Raw genomic sequence first — 21,567 nt, forward strand, 5'->3', positions numbered from 1 at the left:
ACAACTTTGCGTCATATAGTTATCATGAATCAGTTCGAACAATTTACCGTTATTATTGGTGCGCTCGCCATTCTTTTTGAGGGGATCTCTTACGTGCGCGATTTTCTGCATAAACTGTTGCACAAATAAATTTCCCGCTCCTTATCCTCATTTTTAAATAATATCGTTTAATGTTAATAAGTGGCTAAGTTTTATAAATAAATTATAAAGTTTATAAACCGATATGCTTACTTTTGTACCGTTTTAAAGATTGGTTTCTCATGGATCGCCTCAATTATATAAACAGCGGGAACGCTGCATACATTAATTCCCTTTACGAAGCATACAAACAAGACCCGGAATCTGTTGATTTTGGATGGCAAAAATTTTTTGAAGGATTTGATTTCGGAAAAGATACGCCTGCGCCTGTTGCTGCTGTAAATACTGAAACGCCCGAGCATTTCTTAAAAGAAATTAACGTGCTGAACATGATAGATGGCTACCGTACGCGCGGCCATTTGTTTACTAAAACCAACCCTGTACGTGAAAGGCGTAAGTACTTCCCGGGCAAAGAACTGGAAACATTTGGCTTAAGTGAGGCCGACCTGGATACCGTTTTTAATTCAGGTGTTGAGGTTGGTTTGGGCGCCGCCAAACTACGGGATATCCGCCAGCTTTTGGAGGATACCTATTGCCAGTCGATAGGTGCCGAATACAGGTATATCCGGAACCCTATAAAGCTTAAATGGTTTGAAGACCGGATGGAGAGCAAGCGCAACACGCCATCATTCACAGTTGATGAAAAGAAGCTGATGCTTGATAAGCTGAACGAAGCGGTTGTTTTTGAAAATTTCCTTGGCACAAAATTCTTGGGGCAAAAACGATTTTCGCTTGAGGGCGCCGAGGCGTTGATCCCGGCATTAGATTCAGTTATTCAAAATGGATCAGAGCTTGGCATCCAGGAATTCATTATAGGCATGGCGCATCGCGGAAGGCTGAATGTGCTTACCAATATTATGGAAAAACCCTACAAGGAGGTTTTTTTAGAGTTTGAAGGTAAAAATTTCGATGAGGATACCCCATTCGGTGGCGATGTTAAATATCACCTGGGTTACTCAACAGATGTGGTTACTAAAGGTGGTAAAAAGGTACACTTGAGCCTTTGCCCCAATCCATCGCACCTGGAAGCGGTTGATCCCGTTGTTGAAGGCTTAACCCGCTCAAAAATCGACTTTAAATATAATGGCGATGATACAAAAATAGCACCTATACTAATTCATGGTGATGCTTCGGTAGCAGGTCAGGGTATCGTTTACGAAGTTTTACAAATGGAAAAGCTGGATGGATACCGCACAGGCGGAACCATCCATGTAGTTATAAATAACCAGATTGGTTTTACCACCAATTTCAAAGATGCACGCTCAAGTACTTATTGTACTGATGTGGCTAAAACAGTTTTATCGCCGGTTTTTCATGTTAACGGCGATGATGTTGAAGCTTTGGCATATGTGGTAAATCTTGCAATGGAGTACCGCCAGGTATTTCACGAAGATGTGTTTATTGATATTTTATGCTATCGCAGGTACGGCCATAATGAGGCTGATGAGCCAAAATTCACCCAGCCATTGTTATACAAAGCAATAGAAGCGCATCCGAACCCGCTTGAGATCTATAAACAAAAGCTGCAGGCCGAAGGTAGTATAGATGCCAACCTGGCGTTGGAAATGGAAAAGAAATTCCGTGCCGAACTGCAAACCAAACTGGATGAATCAAAAGCCGAAGACCGGTTTACCGAAACAATACAAATGTTTGAAGGTGCCTGGCATGGCCTGCACCTGGCAACTCCAAAAGAATCTTTTACACTTATTGAAACATCTGTTCCTGAAAAGGAATTACTAGAGATTGGTGAAAAATTAACCATCTTACCAAAAGATAAAGCGTTTTTCAAAAAAATTGAAAAGCTTTTTGAAGAGCGCAATAAAATGGTAACCAGTACCCACGTTTTTGACTGGGCAATGGGCGAGCTATTAGCTTACGGCACCTTATTAAAAGATGGGCACCCGGTTAGGTTAAGCGGCGAGGATGTTAAACGCGGTACTTTCTCACACCGGCATGCAGTTTTAACACTAGCAGAGTCGGAAGACGAGTATACACCGCTGGATACCATTCAAACAGAAGCAAAATTCAGCATATTTAACTCGTTATTATCTGAATATGGTGTTCTAGGTTTTGAGTACGGGTACGCTTTAGCTAACCCCAATGCCTTAACTATATGGGAAGCACAGTTTGGCGACTTTTTTAACGGCGCACAGATTATTGTAGACCAGTACATAGCAAGTGCGGAAACCAAATGGCAGCGTGGCAACGGGCTAGTGATGTTACTGCCACATGGCTACGAAGGCCAGGGTCCGGAGCATTCATCTGCACGAATTGAGCGTTTTATGGAACTTTGTGCCGATAGCAATATCCAGGTGGCCAATTGTACCACACCTGCAAACTTTTTCCATATCCTGAGAAGACAGATGCTGAGGGAGTTCCGTAAGCCGCTGATTATATTTACACCTAAGAGTTTATTGCGCAGCCCTAAGTGCGTATCAAAGCTGGAGGAGTTTACCAATGGCAAGTTCCACGAGTTGATAGACGATACCTATGCGGATGCTAAAAAGGTAAAACGGGTGTTACTTTGTTCAGGAAAGATCTATTATGATTTGCTTGAAAAACAACTGGCCGATAAGCGTAAGGACGTAGCTATTGTTCGTATTGAACAATTATATCCAACGCCTGTTGTGCAGATCCTTAAGATAAAGGGCAAATATAATAAGGCCACTGAATTTATTTGGGTACAGGAAGAGCCGGAGAACATGGGGGCATGGCCATACATTTGCCGCAAGTTCCATAACGATAAAGTAATAAACCTGAATGTAATTTCAAGGCATGAAGGCAGCAGTACCGCTACCGGTTTTGCTAAACAACATGCCGCACAACAATTACACATTGTTTCAAAAGCATTTGAAGCACCTGCCGGAAAGCAGGTGAAAGCCGCAGTGAAAGAGACTGCCGAAAAAATGGCAAATGTTGGAGCGGATTAATTTGTGGTAGGGACTTAACACTTTCGTCCGGATAAAAATGCAATACCAGAGACGCAAAATATTGCGTCTCTACAAAATACAAAAATTCTACTATGAGTTTAACTATCAAAGTTCCGCCGGTTGGCGAATCAATTACTGAAGTAACTTTATCAAGCTGGCTAAAAAAAGATGGCGATGCGGTAAAGATGGATGAGGTAATTGCCGAATTAGAATCGGACAAAGCCACTTTTGAGCTTACTGCCGAAAAAGCCGGTATTTTAAAAACTGTAGCCAAAGAGGGTGATACTTTACCTATTGGCGCTGTTGTTGCCACTATTGAAGAAGGCGGGGCTGTTGCACAGGAAAGTGCACCGGCCGCACAACCCCAGCCGGAAGTTGTTGCTAACGCACCTGCCCCGGCACCTGTTGCAGCTACTCCGGTGGCAGCAACATCTGCACCAGCATCAGGGGGCTCATTACAAGTGAAAGTACCACCCGTTGGTGAATCAATTACCGAAGTAACCCTTTCACGCTGGATAAAGAAAGATGGCGATGCAGTTGCGATGGACGAAGCTATTGCCGAACTGGAATCAGATAAAGCTACATTTGAACTAACTGCTGAAAAAGCAGGGGTATTAAAAACCATAGCCAAAGAAGGAGATGTATTGCCTATAGGCGCAGTTGTTTGTACCATTGAAGGTGTGGGTGCATCAGCTCCTGCTGCTGCGCCGGTAGAAGCATCTCCTGCTGCAGCTGTTTCGGCAACTAACGGAAAGGCTACAACTTATGCATCAGGCACACCATCGCCTGCTGCTGCAAAGATCCTTGCCGAAAAAGGTGTTAATGCTGGTTCAGTAAGCGGCACCGGTGTGGCAGGGAGGATAACAAAAGAAGATGCCCTGTTAGCCGAGAAGGTTTCAGAAAATCCGCAAGCTCCCAGGGACATGCAAGGCTCAGCGCCTGCAATTGCTAAACCTGCCGTGGCTGCTCCAAAAGCTGAACCAGTTGCTACGGGTGCGAGATCAGACCGTCGCGAAAAGATGTCGTCATTGCGTAAAACAGTTGCCAAACGTTTGGTAGCCGTTAAAAATGAAACTGCGATGCTAACCACCTTTAACGAGGTTGATATGTCGCCGATAATGGAGATTCGCAGCAAATACAAAGATAAATTTAAAGAGAAACATGGTGTGGGCTTAGGCTTTATGTCCTTCTTCACCAAAGCTGTTTGCGAGGCATTGAAAGATTGGCCTGCTGTAGGCGCACGGATTGAAGGCGAAGAAGTGGTTTACAGTAACTTTGCTGATATTTCAATTGCTGTGTCGGCCCCTAAGGGTTTGGTGGTTCCGGTTATCCGTAATGCAGAAAGCATGAGCCTTGCCGAAATTGAAAAGGCTGTAGCTGCACTGGCTGTTAAGGCCCGCGAAAACAAGCTGACCTTAGAGGAAATGACTGGTGGTACTTTCACTATCACCAATGGCGGTGTATTTGGCTCTATGATGTCAACACCGATATTGAATTCACCACAGTCAGCCATATTAGGTATGCACAACATTATTGAACGCCCTGTTGCTGTAAACGGACAAGTAGTTATTCGCCCGATGATGTATTTGGCACTATCATATGATCACCGCATCATCGATGGCCGCGAATCGGTAAGCTTCCTTGTAAGGGTAAAACAATTACTGGAAGACCCTGCTAGGTTGTTGTTGGGAGTGTAAAGTCCATCACATAAAATATTGAAACCCGGTTTAGGCCGGGTTTTTTGTTTTAAACTAAGATTTTTAAGATTTGTGAGATTTTAGGAGGTTCTTGCTTTGATCTTTAAATCCTTCTGATCCTACCAATCTTACTTTTAAACGCTTTTATTATACCTTTACAGCATCAATCGATGTGATTTAGAAATGCCGGATAATACAGTAAATAAGTCTCTTCAATCCAACAAGCTCATCTGGTATTTCCTATTAGGCTGGACTTTATTGAACATTATCCAGGCCTGCACTTTAGAACTGCAGGGTGATGAGGCTTATTACTGGATGTATTCGCGCTATTTGGATTGGGGGTATTTTGATCACCCGCCAATGGTGGCCCTGTTCATTCGCATTGGTGACAGTATTATGCATAATGAACTTGGTTTACGTTTACTCACGGTACTGGCCAGCTCTGCATCTGTTTACCTGTTATGGCTTACCTTAAAGCAATATGCGGTTGATGCTTTGGCTTTTATCCTGGTTACATCGGGGTTGTTCATCTTTCACATTTATGGGTTCACGACAACGCCCGATTCGCCGCTTTTCTTTTTTACTGTATTGTTTTATTATTTATACCAGCAATATATTCAAAATAATAAATGGGGACTGGCTGCACTTTTGGGGATAACTATTGCCTGCCTGTTATACAGCAAATACAATGGCATACTGGTGGTTGGTTTTACTTTACTGGCTAATTTAAAATTATTAAAACGCGGTACGTTTTGGGGGATAGTTGTAATTGCGGTTGCCTTGTATGTGCCGCATATTATCTGGCAGGCTAGCCACGGATACCCATCTATAAATTATCATTTATATGAGCGCTCGGCTGATAAGTATAGTTTTTTAAATACCTTTTCCTATTTGCCGGGGCAACTGTTAATGGCCGGTCCGCTTATTGGATGGTTTTTGTTTTACAAGGCGTACACCATCAAAATAAAAGATGCTTTTATTCGCTGCCTGCTGGTTAATTGTTTGGGAACACTGTTGTTCTTTTTTATCAGCAGCGCAAAAGGCGAAGTGCAACCTCAATGGACATTTATCCTGTTTGCACCGCTGGTAATGCTGGTGCCGATCCATTTTAAACAGCAGGGCGGCTGGCCTAAATGGCTGTTGCCTTTGGCTGTGGTTAACGTAAGCATTATTATTATTGTGCGGGTAATTGTTATCAGCGGCGTTGGCTTTGCAAAAACTTACGGGCATTTAAAAAGCTACTATGGTTTTAAAGAGTGGGCGTACCTGGTAAAACAAAAAGCAGGCGATAATTATGTGGTGATGAGCGAAGGATTTCAAAACCCATCTAAATATAATTACTATACCAATAGCCTTAGATGCTTTGCTTATGATGACCGTTTTTACCGCGTCACCCAGTTTGATATCTGGCCAATGGAAGATAGCATCCAGCACAAACGCGTATATTATTTATCGGGGAAGCCTATAAAAGATCTTACAAAAGACACCATAAAAATTGAAGCCGGTAAGTGGTATGGGAATTGGGTTGACGATGTACGTACTTACCAGAAAATAATTATTGCAACCGACTCGCTCAAAATAACTACCCATCCGGGGGAAATAACAAATTTTGATTTGACCATAACCAATCCTTATACTCATGCTATTAGCTTTAGTGATACAGGATACACACATCCTGTTAAGTTGGAATACTGTTTTTTTAAAGAAAATGCCCTCGTTGACGTAAAGGAAGCAAAAGACACTTATAAAAAAATAAGTTTACAACCGGGTGAAAGTATCCATTATACTTTTCCTGTAACTTCGCCGTTGGAGAAAGGAAATTTCAGCCTGCTTTTTTCCTTGCGAACCGAACCATTTATCGGCAGCAAAAACAGCCGGGTAATAAAAATAACTGTTAAATAACATCCCCTATATGATAAAAAAGGTCCACCTCATCATCCTGATTTCTTTAATAACCAGTACGGCGGCTCTTGCTCAAAGCCTTGATATCCATTTTAATGGACTTGGTTTTTTGGATAACCGCGAGTACAAAGACTTTGTTGCACGTTCACGTACCTATTCAGGGACCCGCACGGCATTTGATCTGGGGCTTAACCTGGATAGCCTTAACCATTTTATTGTTGGTGTTGATGCGATTCACGAGTTTGGTGCCAAGCCTTATTTTTTAAAGGTAAACCCGATAGCCTATTATAAGTACGAAAGTTCCAAATGGCTTTTTGATGCCGGGGAATTTCCGCGCGAAGGATTGATCAGCAATTATCCGCGCGCTTTACTGAATGATACCCTGCGTTATTACCGGCCCAATGTTGAAGGTTTGCTGGCGCGATATCATAATGAACACTTTACCGAAACAGGCTGGATTGACTGGGTAAGCCGCCAAACACAAACCGACCGGGAGCAGTTTTTATTCGGGTTTGAGGGTAAGTGGAAACCATCATTGTTTGGTCCGTTTTATATCTCACATTATGTGCTGATGATGCATGATGCCGGAGCTGAAGTGCTTTTACCTGATGATCATATAGGCGATGACGGTGCAGCCCAGGTTAGGTTAGGCCTTGATTTTAGCCGTAAGCAAACTACGTTTGATTCATTGTCATTTGAAGCCGGGGCAATGGCGTCATTCCAGCGGAGGCGTGGTCTTGGCGGGGCAAAAACCCCTATAGGTTTTGTTTCAAGCGCTTATTTAAGCTATCATCGTTTTGCCGCATTTGACGAATTCTATGCAGGCCAGGGTTCTGAAATTACTTATGGTGATGCCTTTTACGAAAAGAAGTTTTATAACCGTTTGGACTTGATGTTCACACCTTTCCTGTTCGACCATATAAAAGGCCAGTTTATTTTCAGCATTCACCGCACGCCAGGCTTTACCAGCAACCAGGAAGCATTCAGGATCACTTATGATTTGGGAAGAAAGGTGATTGCAAGATTTAAAGATTGACCAGGATTAAGCGGATTTTAGAGATTAAAAACGATGAAGCTTTAATTCAATAAATCTGTAAAATCCCTTAATCCCGGTTCTGGTACAAGGACGCTAACAAAATAAATCCAACTGCCGCCAGCAGGCAAACCACCCCCAGCCAGTTACCAAAGCGGGTATAAAAAGTATTTATTTGCTGCGTGGATACATCACCCACAAGAATGGCCTGCTTATCATTTGCGCAACTTGCCTCGCTGGTTACTCTGCCAAATTGGTCATTTATGGTTAACCTTCCGCGTCTTGCCGCGCGGACTTGCGAAAAGCCATTTTCAACGCTTCTTAATATCGCCATACGGCAGTGCAGCCAATCATCAACTACAAAATCCCAGGCGGGTACATACAGGATTCCCGGTTTATTATCGCTGTATTGTTTAATATAATCCTGGAAATCCAAATCTTTACAAACAGCTAAGCCCGACTGCACCCCATTCAGCTTAAATATGCCGGGAGTTGTACCAGGGGTAAACTGTCTTTCGAGGCCAACGACAAGATGCGCCTTGTTATAATCAAGAATTACATTGCCGTCAGCATCAATAACCAGCGCCGAGTTACGTTCAATTGCGTTTTTTTGATTGGTGTAACCTGTTATAATATAAACATGGTTTTGCTTTGCAGCATCGCTCAAAATACGCGTTATAGTATCGGCCCAGGGCCTGCTCATCCCTATTACGCGTTCCGGGAACAGCACTACCTGTGCACCTTGAGCAGTAAGAGGCTTAACCAGGGCCGCATAGGCTATTGCTACTTGTTTTTCTTTTTCGAAATTGGGATGGTCCGAGTTGGTGTGCAGGCTTTCGTCAACAACAGCCAGACCGGCTTTGATGTGGCTTTTCGGGGTAAAATTATTAATCCTAATGACGCCGTATAAAAACGCAGCAGCCACTAATATTATAGTAACTCCGCCTATATAACGCACCTTTATTTTCCCGGTACGGTAATACCAGGCCAGGGTAATTGCTGACGGGATAAATGTAAGCATGAACGTGATGCCCAAAATGCCCGCGATAGCGGCTACCTGTATAAACGGTACGCAGTTTAATTGGGTGTAAGCTATGCTGGCAGCAGTTCCATCTGCCGAAAATTTTATTACAGCATATTCAAACACGGTGAAAAATACGGGGAATGCAAATATAGTATACCATGCATTTAACTTTAAAATACACCAGCGACATATAAGGATGATAAGAGCAAAAACGAGGGGCAGCAACAAGGTAAATATAATTGCAGGCACTAATGTTGCCACGGTCAATAAATAGCTGAACCAGCTAAGCCTGCCGATTAAATATGCTGCAAACGAAATAATAAATGCCTGCCGTGCAGATGTTTTTAGCGAAAGCAGTAAAACGGGCACTGGGGCCAACCACATCAAATACCAAAAGTCGCCATTAAGGCCATTCGAAATATACCACGCCAAACCGGAGAGGATGATCCCCGCTATTGTCCATGTTTTTGATATTGATGCTGTATTCGTCGGTTTGTCCATTGCCATAATAAAACTGTATTAAAAAGTTTTACGAAGTTAACGGGTGGATTGGCTATAAAAGTTGACAATTGTCAATAAATCACCTGATTGACGGGTAGTAGAGATTTACAGGATTTTAACGGGTGCGGAGACTTCTAATCCAAAAGGTGTTGGGAAGAAAAACAAAAAACAAATCCTGGAAACGCCCGTGATTTGTACTGTCGCCAATAATCGTGCTGATTCATTAAATCCTTAAATCGTGTTTAATGCCGATCCCTGCACAACGCCTCTTGATAGGATTCTTTGATCAATATAATACTGGATCTCCGATTTTTTTAGTCCCCAGTTTGGCGCTATCAGTAATTCACGATCGCTAAGGCCAAAGAGGCGCTGGATCACAATATCAGGGCGAACAAGAGGCAATAGCTCACAAAGGAAATCAGCATATTCATCAATGCTGAAAACTTTAAACGGTTCCCGTTTATATTTTACGCCCATAACCGAACCTTCAACAATATGCAGGTGATGGAACTTTACAAATTTTATTTGCGGGAAGCGGTTGATCTCGTCAGCATAGCGCAGCATCATCTCGTGTGTTTCCCATGGGAAACCGAATATCGTATGCACGCAAACGTCAAGCTTACTGTTCTCCACCAGCTTTAACGCTTTAATCAGTTCTTCATGGTTACAGCCGCGGTTGATCTGTGCGAGAGTGTCATCGTAAATTGATTCCATCCCCATTTCAAGATCTACGTCAAAACGATCAGTATAGCTTTCCAACAGGGCTATCTTTTCGGCATCAATACAATCCGGGCGGGTACCCACAGAAAGGCCCACAATATCTTCAGTACCGTAGCTCAATGCCTCATCATACATCATTTTTAAATAATGCGCCGGGGCGTATGTATTGGTATTGGGCTGAAAGTAAATAATAAATTTATCGGCTTTATTGCCAGTGCGGGCGCGCTCCATTCCCTGGATCACCTGCTCGCGAACGGTAGGGGCATTGCGCGATACGGAAGGGGTAAATGAATCTACATTACAATAAGTACAGCCGCCGTAGCCTTTTGAGCCATCGCGGTTGGGGCAGGTAAAGCCACCATCAACAATCACCTTAAACACCCGGTGCCCCTTGTACTTTTCTTTAAGCCATGGACCATAGTTGTTATATCCCTTTTCCCAAACTGCTGTTGCTGTTGATTCCACTGATTTTATTATGATTTCACTGATTATAAAATGATTTCACTGATTGGTGTGATTCATTTATTTGATGGCAAAGATACGGTTTTTTGATTTGGGGATTTGGACGTTAGATTTTGAGAAGAAAAAACTAATGCGTGAAATAAAAGAGAATTGAAGATAGATATTTAAGAAAATAGCTCTTTAAAAATGTCTTCCTTGCTTATTTCTAAATGCTCAGCTACTTGTCTTAGTATAGCGTTTAATGTTCCTGTCTTTATAGGATCATGATTTGGTATAGCTAAGTGATGCTCTCCATTGTTTTGAGTAGTTACTTTGATATGGCTGCCTTTTTGAGAAGCAACCTCATATCCATATACTTTGAGCAACTTTATAAGTTCTTTAGCTGCTAAGCTCCGGGGGCTTTTCATAATGCCATTATCTCATCTTTTACAAAATGAAGATGGGCAAATGTTGGAGCATCGTTAGTGTTTTCATAATAACACTCAATACCACTTTTAATACTTTTCTTTAAATCATCCATGCTATCACCTTCGGCAAATATTCCCACTCCAACGGCTTCCGCGTAATAACCACCTTCTTCAGCCTCATGTACTAAAAAAATAAGTTCCTTCATATTTCAAATTTAGTTAAAAAGATTAATGTTTTAAACTATCCCATTTCAAAAAACGATTATCGTTTAATTATGAAATATTAGCGGATAGCGAAACAATTTTGAGTTAAAAGTATAACACTCATGTTTAAAAAACCATACCCTAAACCTGCTGTTGTCATAATTACCCCCTTTAATTGTCTTCATTACCCATTGTTACGAATAACACTGACAGGGTAACTTTGATTAATCAAATAAATAAAATTATGGCAACTACTATGGAAACATCCGCACAGCGCATTACCCCATTTTTATGGTTTAACAGTAATGTTGAAGAAGGGTTAAATTTTTATACCTCGGTTTTTAAAGACAGCCGGATCGGCAACGTAAGCCATCTTGATGCGGGAGGCAACGGCAAGGTTACGGTTGCCAGTTTTATCCTCAACGGTGTTGAGTTTATGATACTTGATGGCGGCCCGGCTTTCACTTTTAATGAGTCGATTTCGTTTTATGTAAAATGTGAAACGCAGGACGAGGTTGACTACTATTGGGAAGAACTTTCAAAAGGTGGTGTAAAGAGCCAATGCGGTTGGCTTAAAGATAAATTCGGCGTATCGTGGCAGATAGTGCCCAATGCAATTGAGCGCTTAATGTACGATGCTGACCCGGCAAAATCTAAACGGGTGATGGAAGCTATGATGAAAATGAGCAAGATGATTATTGCTGATTTGGAGAAGGCCTATAATGGGTAGTTCAAGCCTAAAGACTTGAGTCCAAAGCCTTAAGTCAAGTGCAACTAATCTGCTTTTGACATAGGACTTTAGACATGGGACCTAAAAAGCCGGGCCTAAAATATTATGCACGCATAGTTTTTTGATGCTTTATTTATACTAATTTTGCATAACACTAATTATAGCCTGCATGGAAAGCATTGCTCCTTACAAATCCAGGTACAAGATCCGTTTTGTAACTGCTGCCTCGTTATTCGACGGGCATGATGCCACCATTAATATTATGCGCCGCATTTTGCAATCATCAGGTGCGGAGGTGATCCATTTAGGGCATAACCGTTCGGTTGATGAGGTGGTTAACTGTGCCATCCAGGAGGATGTACAGGGTATTGCCTTAACCAGCTACCAGGGTGGGCATGTGGAATATTTTAAATATATGTACGATCTGCTGAAGGAACGTGGCGCAGGCCATATCAAAATCTTTGGCGGCGGCGGCGGTGTTTTTTTGCCGGATGAAATAGCCGAATTGCAGGCTTATGGCATAACAAAGATCTATTCACCCGATGATGGCCGCACCATGGGCTTGCAGGGGATGATCAATGATATGCTGGAAAAAACGGATTTCCAGAACAAAATAAAACTGAACGGCGAGCTTAAACATCTGCCGGAAAAAGATATAAAATCAATTGCTACCGCGATAAGCATTGTAGAGAATTATCCTAAAGAGGCCGATACATTTTTAAGCGAGGTGCATAAAATAATCAGTACCAGTAAAACACCTGTTTTGGGTATTACGGGTACTGGTGGTTCGGGTAAATCATCATTGGTTGATGAAATAGTGCGCAGGTTTTTGATGGAGACTGATAAAACAATGGCTATTATTTCTGTTGATCCATCCAAACGTAAAACTGGCGGCGCTCTGCTTGGCGACAGGATCAGGATGAATGCCATTAATAACTCGCGCATCTATATGCGTTCGCTGGCAACCCGGCAGGCTAATCTTGCGCTCTCTAAGCACGTACAGGAAAGCATTGACATTTGCAAAGCTGCAGGCTATGATCTGATCATTGTTGAAACATCAGGCATCGGTCAGTCGGATACGATGATCACAGATTATTGCGACCTGTCACTTTATGTAATGACCCCGGAATTTGGTGCAGCTACCCAACTGGAAAAAATTGACATGCTTGATTTTGCCGACCTTGTTGCTTTAAACAAGTTCGATAAACGGGGCGCGCTTGACGCCATCCGCGATGTGCGCAAGCAATACAAGCGTAATCATATGCTGTTCCAGGCCAAGGATGATGAGATCCCGGTTTATGGCACCATGGCATCGCAATTTAATGACCCGGGAATGAATACCCTGTTTATTGCGTTGATGAAGGCCATTAAAACAAAAACAGGAGTTGACCTTATCGGGACCCATGCAGCCGTTGAGCACGAAGGTGAATCAGAAAAGATCTATATCATTCCACCTGACAGGAACCGCTACCTGGCCGAAATTGCTGAAAGCAGTAATGCCTATAAGGAATGGGTGAATGAGCAGTGTAAGATTGCGCAGCAGTTGTTCCAATTAGATGGGGTAATAAAATTATTAAACGTAGAGACGCAATACTTTGCGTCTCCGAATAAAAAAAACGGATCAGAAAATCAATCAGAGACGCAAAGTATTGCGTCTCTACAGGATATTAAAACCCACCTGGAAGAACAATTGCATGGTGATTGCAAACGCCTGTTAAGGGAATGGCCCGAAACCGTTGCAAAATACAAAGCTGAAAACTTTATTTATAAAGTAAGGGATAAAGAAATTAAACAGCCGCTTTATTATACCTCGCTTTCGCAATTGCAGATCCCTAAGATCTCGCTGCCTAAGTATGAGGCATGGGGCGATATTTTACGCTGGTTGCTCACCGAAAACTTACCCGGCGAGTTTCCTTATGCTGCCGGCGTTTTTCCTTTAAAGAGGGAAGGAGAAGACCCTACCAGGATGTTTGCCGGAGAAGGTGGCCCGGAGCGGACGAATAAGCGCTTTCATTATGTATCGCTTGGTCAGCCTGCTCATCGTTTATCCACAGCATTTGATTCGGTTACCCTTTATGGCGAAGATCCGCATATTCGCCCTGACATCTACGGTAAAATAGGTAACTCGGGCGTGAGTATTGCCACACTTGATGATGCTAAAAAGCTGTATTCAGGTTTTGATCTTTGCAGCCCATCTACTTCCGTGTCCATGACTATAAATGGTCCGGCGCCAATGTTGCTTGGCTTTTTTATGAATGCGGCTATTGACCAACAATGCGAAAAGTATATAAAAGAGCATAAACTGAAGCATTTGGTTGAAGCTAAGTATAAGGAAGTTTATGATGACAAAGGATTAGCAAGGCCGGAATATGTGGGAGGCTTGCCAAAAGGAAATGATGGCTTAGGTTTATCCATTCTCGGCCTTACCGGCGACCAAATCCTTCCTCCAGACGTTTATGCAAAAATAAAGGCTTATGCCATTGCTACGGTGCGCGGTACGGTGCAGGCAGATATATTAAAAGAAGACCAGGCGCAAAACACCTGTATTTTCTCAACCGAGTTTGCGCTGCGGATGATGGGCGATATTCAGCAATATTTTATTGATGAGAAGGTAAGGAACTTTTATTCTGTTTCCATTTCCGGCTATCACATCGCCGAGGCTGGGGCTAACCCTGTTACACAACTTGCATTTACCTTGTCAAACGGGTTTACCTATGTAGAGTATTACCTGAGCAGGGGAATGCATATTGATGATTTTGCGCCAAACCTGTCGTTCTTTTTCAGCAATGGGATTGATCCGGAATATTCTGTGATAGGAAGGGTAGCACGAAGAATTTGGGCAAAGGCAATTAAAAATAAATATAAGGGCAATGACAGGTCGCAAAAGCTGAAATATCATATCCAAACCAGCGGCAGATCATTACATGCGCAGGAGATTGATTTTAACGATATCCGCACAACGCTGCAGGCTTTGTATGCTATTTATGATAATTGCAACTCGCTGCATACCAATGCCTATGATGAGGCCATAACCACACCTACGGAAGAATCAGTACGGAGAGCAATGGCTATCCAGTTGATCATTAACCGTGAACTTGGCCTCGCCAAAAATGAAAACCCCATCCAGGGCGCTTTTATAATTGAAGAACTTACCGACCTTGTAGAAGAAGCTGTATTAGCCGAATTTAAGGCTATAAACGAACGCGGCGGTGTGCTTGGAGCCATGGAAACCATGTACCAGCGCAGCAAGATCCAGGAAGAATCGCTTTATTACGAAACCCTTAAACATACGGGAGAATATCCTATTGTTGGGGTAAACACCTTCCTTAATAAAAAAGGATCACCTACCATTGTACCATCAGAAGTGATCCGCGCCACCGAAGAGGAAAAGCAATTCCAGATTGAAGCGTTGCGTGAGTTTCAGCACCGGAATGAAGCTATAATCCCGCAATTATTAAAAGACATGCAGCACAAAGCAATAGCTGGCGAAAATATCTTTGAAAGCCTGATGGAAGCTTGTAAGTATTGCTCATTAGGGCAGATCTCGCATGCGCTTTATGAGGTGGGTGGGCAGTACAGGAGGAATATGTAGGGGGGAGTGATTAGAGGGTTGAGGTTAGAGATTAGGTGGGATTTTTGTATCTTTAGGCAATAGCTGTCTTTTAGATGCCAAATTTATACATAATAGCAGGATGCAATGGCGCCGGGAAAACAACGGCGAGTTATAGTGTGTTGCCTAATATGCTAAACTGTAGGGAATTTGTAAACGCAGATGGCATAGCGGCTGGATTATCCCCATTTAATCCCGACAAAGTAGCTATTGAAGCCGGCAGGATAATGTTAAACAGAATTGATGCGTTGTTAGATGACGGTGTAGATTTTGCAATAGAAACTACTTTATCCTCAAAAAGCTACGTATCCCTAATAAAAGATGCCCGGGCTATCGGTTATAAAGTAATACTGGTGTTTTTTTGGCTGGGCTCCTCGCAGGAAGCAAAACAGCGGGTTGCTACCAGGGTAAGTAAAGGAGGACATCACATTCCTGACAACGTGGTTGATCGCAGGTATTACAAAGGGCTTTATAATCTACATCATCTCTACATTCCGATTTGTGATTTTTGGATGATTTTCAATAATACCCAGGGAAACCCTGAATTTATTGGCGAGGGGGAATTTAGCCAATTAAAAATGGTCTATAATCGCGATATTTGGGAAACAATAAAACTTCAGAGTAATGAAAATAAAGCCTGAAAATGTTGAACTCCGTAATAAGATATTAAAAGGTGTAGATATGGCTTTTAGAGAGTTGGTTATATCCAGCGCTGAAAAAAACCAAAGCCTGGTAATAGCCGACAAAGACGGCAACATCCAACATGTTCCTGCTAAGGAGTTATTAAAAAAGCTTTCAGAAAAATAAATCTCTGAAAGCTTTTTGTTTTGATCCTGATTCTTGTCTCTTAATTTCTTGAATCTTACTTTCCCTTTCCTACAAAATCACCCATCACAGCCTCTCTGATCAATGCCGGTGGCAAAATACCTTGTGATAAAATAAAATCGTGGAAAGCCTGCGCATTAAATTTATCGCCTAGTGCTTTTTCAGTATCCTTACGCAAGGCAATCATTTTGGTGAAGCCATAAAAATAGCTGTTGGCCTGGCCGGGGGCATTCAAAGTATAACGTTCAACTTCCTGCTTAGCAAAGGCGTGTGACTGTACCACATCTGTCATCAGCAGGTTTAATGCTTTTTCCTGGGTCATCGTGCCTGCTTGTAGTTCAGGGTCTAAAAAGGCACGGGCGGCGCGCAGCAGGCGATAATCCAATGATACCAGCTGGCCTTCAATCGGGAAAAACGGACGGCTTATGTATTCAGAATACAATCCCCAGCCTTCTACGTTAGTCGAGTTAAATGCATAAAGCGCACGTGCCTGCGAAACACCTTCTTCAACCATTTTGTCAAATTGTAATTCATGACCAGGACGGGCTTCATGAGCGATGATAGTCCACGAGGCGGCATCGAAGGTGAAATCATCATATTTATCCACCTTTTCGCCCGGAGCAGGCGGCATGTTTAACGGCAGCACAAAAACACCCCGCTGACCGGTATTATTTAAGAACGGCGGCGGTACCATATGCGGTGCAGGACTTTGTGCCGTTTCTGCCTCACTTGCCAGCCTGATAATTGCAGGGCGGTTTGGCAGGGTAACCAAATGCTGTTCGCGGATAATGCCTTCAATGTCGGCCAAATGCCTTTTGTAAAGCGGCATGATCGAGTCGCCGATGATCTGGTTCTTCTTCAGGTATTTTATTACTTCGCGGTAATCGCTTGACGGCAGGTTATACTTTTTAGCGATCTGCTCAGCCAGCGGCTTCATCTGGTTTTGGATATCAATAAAAGCGGCATGGGCTATTTTAGCCAGATTTGCCGGGGGGATGTCAATACCATAACCTTCTAAAGCAAGTTTATACTCCTCTGCCGGCAAGCGGAAATCGGTACGGGCTTTTGGCAGCACAGTGGCTTTTACCCATACATCGTAATCTTCCAGCTGTTTTTTTATGGCAGAATAAGCCTTTTCATAACCGGTTACATTATACTTTTTAAACAGCTCTTCAATCCCGCTAACCATGCTGGCGTTGCGTGAAAGCTCAACCTCCATAGCCTGTTTGGATGGATAGATCATTCCTGGCTTGTTCAATTGTTTAAGCGTTCGTTCTTTATAAATAGCGCTTGTTGGGGCATATCCTTTTTGCAAGCCTGCATATTTTACCAGGCGGATAACTGCAGCAGGGCGGCGCTCTGCCGGGGTTTGATCATCAAGCAATGACTGCAAACCGCCAAAAACTGTGGCAGTAGGGTTAAGGAATGAAACTTCTTTATTTTGGTTAAAATCCTGGTTCCTGAAACCCAGCTCCGATTGATTGATCAGGATATCAAGGTCCTGCTTTATTTTCAGATCAGTTTCCTGCAGTTTAGCCGCCTTTAATTGCGCAACAGCTTGCTCTCTTTCCTTTCGTTGAGCTAAATCATTTGCCAGCGTTGGTACCGATATCAATGTGTCATAAAAAGCCAGGCCTTGCGATGAGCCAAACTCGGGAGAATATTTTTCATCAAGGTCAATAAGGATCTTGGTATAAGTATTTGATTTGGCGATCCATGCTTTACTGTCAGATTGCGCTTTGATGGTGAAGGGCTGTAAAGCAAACGCTCCTATTACCAATCCGTATATCGTTTTATTTTTCAGGGTGATCATTTTATAAATTTATGGTACTATAAAAATATATTTTAAGATTGGTATAAGGTGAAAAACTTCAATGAAATGGGTGGATTTTTCAATGAAGATGACGAATAACATCATGTTTTGATAATTGAGCTATGATTTAAAGAAAAATTGTACATTCATGCTTTAATGAGAGTAACGATTATTGTTTTATTAAGCTGGTTGGGTTGCAGCTTGGGCCACCATGGTATCAAAAGTGATTTTACCCAATTGAGGTCAAATAATTCAACAGACTCTATCCCTCAATTAGCCAAAAAACTTATTAATTCCTACAAAGATCTTGTTATCGGTTTCTCAAACAACCACATCATTTTAAAGGATGGCAGTAAGTTGTTATGGGATGATGGGATAAAAAATAAATCATCGAAATTACTGTTAGAAAAGCCTGACCTTAAAGATATTTTTGATCAGAAATATACAGTTGGCCAGCTTAAATCCACACCTGCTACAAACTTTGATCCGGGCCGGATCAGGAATGAACCTTTCTTTCTGAAAATGTATGGAGCTACTGAAAAAGAGGTAAGGAAAAACTTAACGGAAATAACCTGGTGCCTTAAGCTGGTTGGTCAGAAAATTACGGTAACCCGGATCAATGGTATCGACAAAAAACTAACACAGATCTCGAAAGAACTTGATGAGCATCCTGAACTAAAGAAATATCTTACCAATATAGGAGGCACGTTTACCTGGCGAAATATAAGCGGTACCAACCGGCACAGTATGCACAGCTTTGGGATGACGATTGATATAAACACCACTTATTCAGATTACTGGCAATGGGCCTGCAAATGCACCAATGAAAATGCGGTTATACCGTACAAAAATAGGATCCCACAAACCATAGTTGATATATTTGAAAAACATGGATTTATTTGGGGTGGCAAGTGGTATCATTACGATACCATGCATTTTGAATACAGGCCTGAATTAATTGATTAAAAGATGAAAAGTAGCTTAATGTTTATCCTCTTGCTTTTTAACGGTTTTTCAGCGCCCGATAATGTGATTACCCGTTTTAAAATTCCGGAAGGTTATCATCAGTGTACTGCCAAACCGGGGAGCTTTGCTGCATTTCTGCAAAACTTACCACTTAAACCTGCGGGTACACAAACCAAAACCTATAAAGGCGATGTTGCCCGTACAGATGTGTATACTGCTGCCGTTGTGGATCTGAGCATAGGCAACCAGGACCTGCAGCAATGTGCCGATGCTGTGATGCGCCTACGTGGCGAATATCTATATCAGCAGAAAGACTATAAGGCTATCAGCTTTAATTTTGTAAGCGGTTTTAAGTGCGATTATGTGCATTATGCAAACGGATACCGGTATAGTAATGACAGATGGGTGTTAAAAGCGAAAAAGGATTATAGTTATCCTTCATTTATGCGCTATATGACGCTGGTGTTTTCGTATGCAGGAACCTTATCATTAGAAAAGGAGCTTAAGCCGGTAACTAACGCTGATGAATTAAAAGCAGGCGATATTTTTATTCATGGCGGCTCGCCGGGGCATTGTTTTATCGTAATGGAAGTGGTGGAAAATGATAAGCATCAAAAGCAGTTTTTGCTTGCTCAAAGCTTTATGCCCGCTCAAAATATCCAGGTACTGCAATATGGTTCGCCGTGGTTTAGTATGGATAAGCACAGTGGTATAGCCTATGGCGAGCTGATCGCTAAGAATTATTTGCGGAGGTTTTAGTAGGAGTTTGAACCATGATTCGCCTGATTTTGGGATTGCCAGGATTGAAGCTAAGCATCTTACGAATCAAAAAATCAGGCGAATCATGGTTCAAATTCTTAGTTAGTCCCCTTTGCCGGGGTTGGCGGTGGTTGATTTAAAAGGAAACGCTTATGAATAGTTGCAATATCTTCTGCTTGTAAATTCGATGTTTTTCTCAAAATTCCATCAAAAAATGCAACTTCTTTGTCGCTGGCAGGGCAACCTACATTATCTTCTGGAGTGGCTGTAGTTGCACCATCTTTGGGCATTAGTGAATTGGCAAGCACATTGCCTTGGGGATCAAGAACTAACCAGAATGGTAATCCTGATTTCTCGCCGCCAAACTTTTTCATCACATCCATACCTCCCGGGTTTTCAAGATTAGCTTTTGCTGGCTGCTCCATTACATCCAAATGGGCGATCACATAATTATCATCGAACATTTTTTTACAGATCGGATCGTTCAACGAGGCATCCATTTTTTTGCACCAGCCGCACCACGAGGCATGGAATATCAATATTACCTTTTTATTTTCTTTAGTTGCCTGCGCGTAAGCATTGTTAAGCACGGTTTCTGATGATGGAAGCGTAGCCTGGGCAAATGCTGAGCCAGTAAGCAGCAATGCAAGGCACAATAGTTTTATTGATTTCATAGTGGTTTACTTAAATGTTTAGTTTTTAAAATTACTAAATTGAAACGGAATATTCCTATTTCCTTTCCCTAAGCATCCACCATAACTTAATTCGCTTTTTCGCCTGTTGCTGCCCAAAATACAAGGTAGCCCGGCTTTTTCTTTTGAATGTTTATGCTTTTGAGTTTTTTGGTTGGATCCGGATGAACGGTTAGCAGATCGATGTTATGATGATCTTTTTCTGTCATGTTATTTCTATTGCCCCATTTGGCAAGGTCATGAGCGAGGTAGCATAGCTCAGGTTTACGATGGTCAGTCGGTAGGTCATCATAATAATCAGGCAATACCAGGTCTTCAAATGTGGTGCTATCATCAGCATATAAAAATTCTACTTTTAAATAAGATGGACCTTCAGCGCTTGTTAAAGCAAAATACAAGGACCTGTATTTGTTTTGCGGAATATAAAATTCAACACCACCCTCACCACTAATATTGCAGGTTTGGTTATGCAGGCTGTCGGTATTAGAATAATGCAGTTGAATTTCGGGGTGTGAATCATTTGCCGCAAACAAGGCATCATCAGGTAATGCATGCGGTTGTTTATTACCATTAAATAATGCTGCTGATAATGTTAAATACCCATCGCCGGATCCACCGCCATCAATGCCTTTGGTCCAGGTTGTTAGCTTGTTATTGGTTAAAGTAGTTACCGGCCTGGCATTTAAAATTTTACCGATGTCAAATTGTACAATTTTATTATTTTGATCAGAGGTGAATGCCCTGGTAACCAAAAGTATACAAAAAATAACAGCCGTTATTTTCATTTTTTAAATACCGTTTTTAGCATATTCCAGGCAATTCATAAAATCTCCCATTGTTATTTTTCCCACGAAACTATCTTTTACCACCACACCAATCCCATCGGTCATTTTATTGAGTTGCAGGCGTCCCTTAAATAAATGATTATCACCTGATTGGATAAATCTGCCGATGTTTTTTAATGTGGATTTACGGCAAACATTTTCCACGCCATTGTTATAAACCACTAAACGGACGTTTTTGTCATGGTTTTCAATGCTAAATGAGTGTGCATTATCAAGTTTCAAAATATTCATAGTAAATAGTCTAACTAGCTCAAAGCTAAGTAGAAAGAAATAAAATATGTAAGCCTTTTAAGGCAAAAGAAAAGAAAT

At 42.0% G+C, this 21,567-nt stretch carries 18 protein-coding genes; 10 read left to right on the forward strand and 8 right to left on the reverse strand.

Annotation, left to right across the window (positions count from 1 at the left end):
* Positions 1-260 precede the first annotated feature (260 nt).
* From BUE31_RS17050 to BUE31_RS17065, 4 genes are all read left to right on the forward strand, one after another.
* Entirely contained in the window at positions 261-3,068 is a 2,808-nt protein-coding gene (locus tag BUE31_RS17050; RefSeq protein ID WP_073405050.1) for a 2-oxoglutarate dehydrogenase E1 component, read from the forward strand.
* 92 nt (positions 3,069-3,160) lie between these two features.
* Complete coding sequence (gene odhB / locus BUE31_RS17055; RefSeq protein ID WP_073405051.1) at positions 3,161-4,765, forward strand: 2-oxoglutarate dehydrogenase complex dihydrolipoyllysine-residue succinyltransferase; 1,605 nt, start codon at positions 3,161-3,163, stop codon at positions 4,763-4,765.
* Positions 4,766-4,948: 183 nt separating this feature from the next.
* The gene (locus BUE31_RS17060; RefSeq protein ID WP_073405052.1) at positions 4,949-6,667 is read left to right on the forward strand and encodes an ArnT family glycosyltransferase; all 1,719 of its coding nucleotides are present in this window, start codon (positions 4,949-4,951) and stop codon (positions 6,665-6,667) included.
* A gap of 10 nt (positions 6,668-6,677) precedes the next feature.
* Positions 6,678-7,703 carry a hypothetical protein gene (locus BUE31_RS17065; RefSeq protein ID WP_073405053.1) on the forward strand — a complete coding sequence of 342 codons (1,026 nt, stop codon included), beginning with the start codon at positions 6,678-6,680 and terminating at the stop codon, positions 7,701-7,703.
* A 67-nt stretch (positions 7,704-7,770) separates the two neighbouring features.
* Here the strand turns inward: BUE31_RS17065 and BUE31_RS17070 are convergent, their stop codons facing one another.
* The 4 genes from BUE31_RS17070 to BUE31_RS17085 all read right to left on the reverse strand — a co-directional run bounded on the left by BUE31_RS17070 (position 7,771) and on the right by BUE31_RS17085 (position 11,020).
* A complete protein-coding gene (locus BUE31_RS17070; protein ID WP_073405054.1) occupies positions 7,771-9,231 on the reverse strand; it encodes an apolipoprotein N-acyltransferase in 1,461 nt (486 codons plus the stop codon).
* A gap of 225 nt (positions 9,232-9,456) precedes the next feature.
* On the reverse strand, positions 9,457-10,410 hold the full coding sequence (locus BUE31_RS17075; protein WP_073405055.1) for a tRNA modification radical SAM protein MnmL/YtqA: 954 nt from the start codon (positions 10,408-10,410) through the stop codon (positions 9,457-9,459).
* A 161-nt stretch (positions 10,411-10,571) separates the two neighbouring features.
* Positions 10,572-10,814, reverse strand: a complete 243-nt coding sequence (locus tag BUE31_RS17080; RefSeq protein WP_073405056.1) for a type II toxin-antitoxin system HicA family toxin — start codon at positions 10,812-10,814, stop codon at positions 10,572-10,574.
* Complete coding sequence (locus BUE31_RS17085; protein ID WP_073405057.1) at positions 10,811-11,020, reverse strand: 2-oxoisovalerate dehydrogenase; 210 nt, start codon at positions 11,018-11,020, stop codon at positions 10,811-10,813. Before BUE31_RS17085 ends, BUE31_RS17080 begins: the two co-directional genes overlap by 4 nt.
* Positions 11,021-11,262: 242 nt before the next feature.
* Between BUE31_RS17085 and BUE31_RS17090 the strand changes: the two genes are divergently transcribed.
* The 4 genes from BUE31_RS17090 to BUE31_RS17105 all read left to right on the forward strand — a co-directional run bounded on the left by BUE31_RS17090 (position 11,263) and on the right by BUE31_RS17105 (position 16,165).
* Positions 11,263-11,748 carry a VOC family protein gene (locus tag BUE31_RS17090; protein WP_234997851.1) on the forward strand — a complete coding sequence of 162 codons (486 nt, stop codon included), beginning with the start codon at positions 11,263-11,265 and terminating at the stop codon, positions 11,746-11,748.
* A 169-nt stretch (positions 11,749-11,917) separates the two neighbouring features.
* Positions 11,918-15,340 carry a methylmalonyl-CoA mutase family protein gene (locus BUE31_RS17095; RefSeq protein WP_073405058.1) on the forward strand — a complete coding sequence of 1,141 codons (3,423 nt, stop codon included), beginning with the start codon at positions 11,918-11,920 and terminating at the stop codon, positions 15,338-15,340.
* A gap of 74 nt (positions 15,341-15,414) precedes the next feature.
* The gene (locus tag BUE31_RS17100) at positions 15,415-15,999 is read left to right on the forward strand and encodes a zeta toxin family protein (protein ID WP_073405059.1); all 585 of its coding nucleotides are present in this window, start codon (positions 15,415-15,417) and stop codon (positions 15,997-15,999) included.
* The gene (locus BUE31_RS17105) at positions 15,983-16,165 is read left to right on the forward strand and encodes a hypothetical protein (protein ID WP_073405060.1); all 183 of its coding nucleotides are present in this window, start codon (positions 15,983-15,985) and stop codon (positions 16,163-16,165) included. The genes BUE31_RS17100 and BUE31_RS17105 overlap by 17 nt, the downstream gene beginning before the upstream one ends.
* A gap of 55 nt (positions 16,166-16,220) precedes the next feature.
* On the opposite strand, the gene BUE31_RS17110 is transcribed toward BUE31_RS17105, so the two are convergent.
* Positions 16,221-17,996 (reverse strand): DUF885 domain-containing protein, encoded by a 1,776-nt coding sequence (locus BUE31_RS17110; protein WP_083620056.1) that lies wholly within the window; start codon positions 17,994-17,996, stop codon positions 16,221-16,223.
* Positions 17,997-18,152: 156 nt separating this feature from the next.
* Here BUE31_RS17110 and BUE31_RS17115 point away from each other — a divergent pair, with 156 nt between their 5' ends.
* Positions 18,153-18,962, forward strand: coding sequence for a M15 family metallopeptidase (locus BUE31_RS17115; RefSeq protein ID WP_073405061.1), 810 nt, complete (start codon positions 18,153-18,155; stop codon positions 18,960-18,962).
* Between the two features lie 3 nt (positions 18,963-18,965).
* Complete coding sequence (locus tag BUE31_RS17120; RefSeq protein ID WP_073405062.1) at positions 18,966-19,721, forward strand: DUF4846 domain-containing protein; 756 nt, start codon at positions 18,966-18,968, stop codon at positions 19,719-19,721.
* A 98-nt stretch (positions 19,722-19,819) separates the two neighbouring features.
* On the opposite strand, the gene BUE31_RS17125 is transcribed toward BUE31_RS17120, so the two are convergent.
* From BUE31_RS17125 to BUE31_RS17135, 3 genes are all read right to left on the reverse strand, one after another.
* Positions 19,820-20,395 (reverse strand): thioredoxin family protein, encoded by a 576-nt coding sequence (locus tag BUE31_RS17125; RefSeq protein ID WP_073405063.1) that lies wholly within the window; start codon positions 20,393-20,395, stop codon positions 19,820-19,822.
* A gap of 86 nt (positions 20,396-20,481) precedes the next feature.
* Positions 20,482-21,198, reverse strand: coding sequence for a hypothetical protein (locus BUE31_RS17130; RefSeq protein WP_073405064.1), 717 nt, complete (start codon positions 21,196-21,198; stop codon positions 20,482-20,484).
* Positions 21,199-21,201: 3 nt separating this feature from the next.
* Positions 21,202-21,489 (reverse strand): hypothetical protein, encoded by a 288-nt coding sequence (locus BUE31_RS17135; RefSeq protein ID WP_073405065.1) that lies wholly within the window; start codon positions 21,487-21,489, stop codon positions 21,202-21,204.
* Between the last annotated feature and the right edge of the window lie 78 nt (positions 21,490-21,567).

It is taken from the genome of Mucilaginibacter sp. OK098 (assembly GCF_900142915.1).
In the GTDB taxonomy this organism is placed as follows: Bacteria; Bacteroidota; Bacteroidia; order Sphingobacteriales; family Sphingobacteriaceae; genus Mucilaginibacter.

Bases quoted from the DNA above. Each gene is read 5' to 3' on its own strand.
- BUE31_RS17115 (WP_073405061.1), top strand. From the start codon at position 18,153: ATGAGAGTAACGATTATTGTTTTATTAAGCTGGTTGGGTTGCAGCTTG.
- BUE31_RS17095 (WP_073405058.1), top strand. From the start codon at position 11,918: ATGGAAAGCATTGCTCCTTACAAATCCAGGTACAAGATCCGTTTTGTA.
- BUE31_RS17135 (WP_073405065.1), bottom strand. From the start codon at position 21,489: ATGAATATTTTGAAACTTGATAATGCACACTCATTTAGCATTGAAAAC.
- odhB (WP_073405051.1), top strand. From the start codon at position 3,161: ATGAGTTTAACTATCAAAGTTCCGCCGGTTGGCGAATCAATTACTGAA.
- BUE31_RS17070 (WP_073405054.1), bottom strand. From the start codon at position 9,231: ATGGCAATGGACAAACCGACGAATACAGCATCAATATCAAAAACATGG.
- BUE31_RS17090 (WP_234997851.1), top strand. From the start codon at position 11,263: ATGGCAACTACTATGGAAACATCCGCACAGCGCATTACCCCATTTTTA.
- BUE31_RS17060 (WP_073405052.1), top strand. From the start codon at position 4,949: ATGCCGGATAATACAGTAAATAAGTCTCTTCAATCCAACAAGCTCATC.
- BUE31_RS17120 (WP_073405062.1), top strand. From the start codon at position 18,966: ATGAAAAGTAGCTTAATGTTTATCCTCTTGCTTTTTAACGGTTTTTCA.
- BUE31_RS17125 (WP_073405063.1), bottom strand. From the start codon at position 20,395: ATGAAATCAATAAAACTATTGTGCCTTGCATTGCTGCTTACTGGCTCA.
- BUE31_RS17105 (WP_073405060.1), top strand. From the start codon at position 15,983: ATGAAAATAAAGCCTGAAAATGTTGAACTCCGTAATAAGATATTAAAA.
- BUE31_RS17110 (WP_083620056.1), bottom strand. From the start codon at position 17,996: ATGATCACCCTGAAAAATAAAACGATATACGGATTGGTAATAGGAGCG.
- BUE31_RS17130 (WP_073405064.1), bottom strand. From the start codon at position 21,198: ATGAAAATAACGGCTGTTATTTTTTGTATACTTTTGGTTACCAGGGCA.
- BUE31_RS17050 (WP_073405050.1), top strand. From the start codon at position 261: ATGGATCGCCTCAATTATATAAACAGCGGGAACGCTGCATACATTAAT.
- BUE31_RS17100 (WP_073405059.1), top strand. From the start codon at position 15,415: ATGCCAAATTTATACATAATAGCAGGATGCAATGGCGCCGGGAAAACA.
- BUE31_RS17085 (WP_073405057.1), bottom strand. From the start codon at position 11,020: ATGAAGGAACTTATTTTTTTAGTACATGAGGCTGAAGAAGGTGGTTAT.
- BUE31_RS17080 (WP_073405056.1), bottom strand. From the start codon at position 10,814: ATGAAAAGCCCCCGGAGCTTAGCAGCTAAAGAACTTATAAAGTTGCTC.
- BUE31_RS17065 (WP_073405053.1), top strand. From the start codon at position 6,678: ATGATAAAAAAGGTCCACCTCATCATCCTGATTTCTTTAATAACCAGT.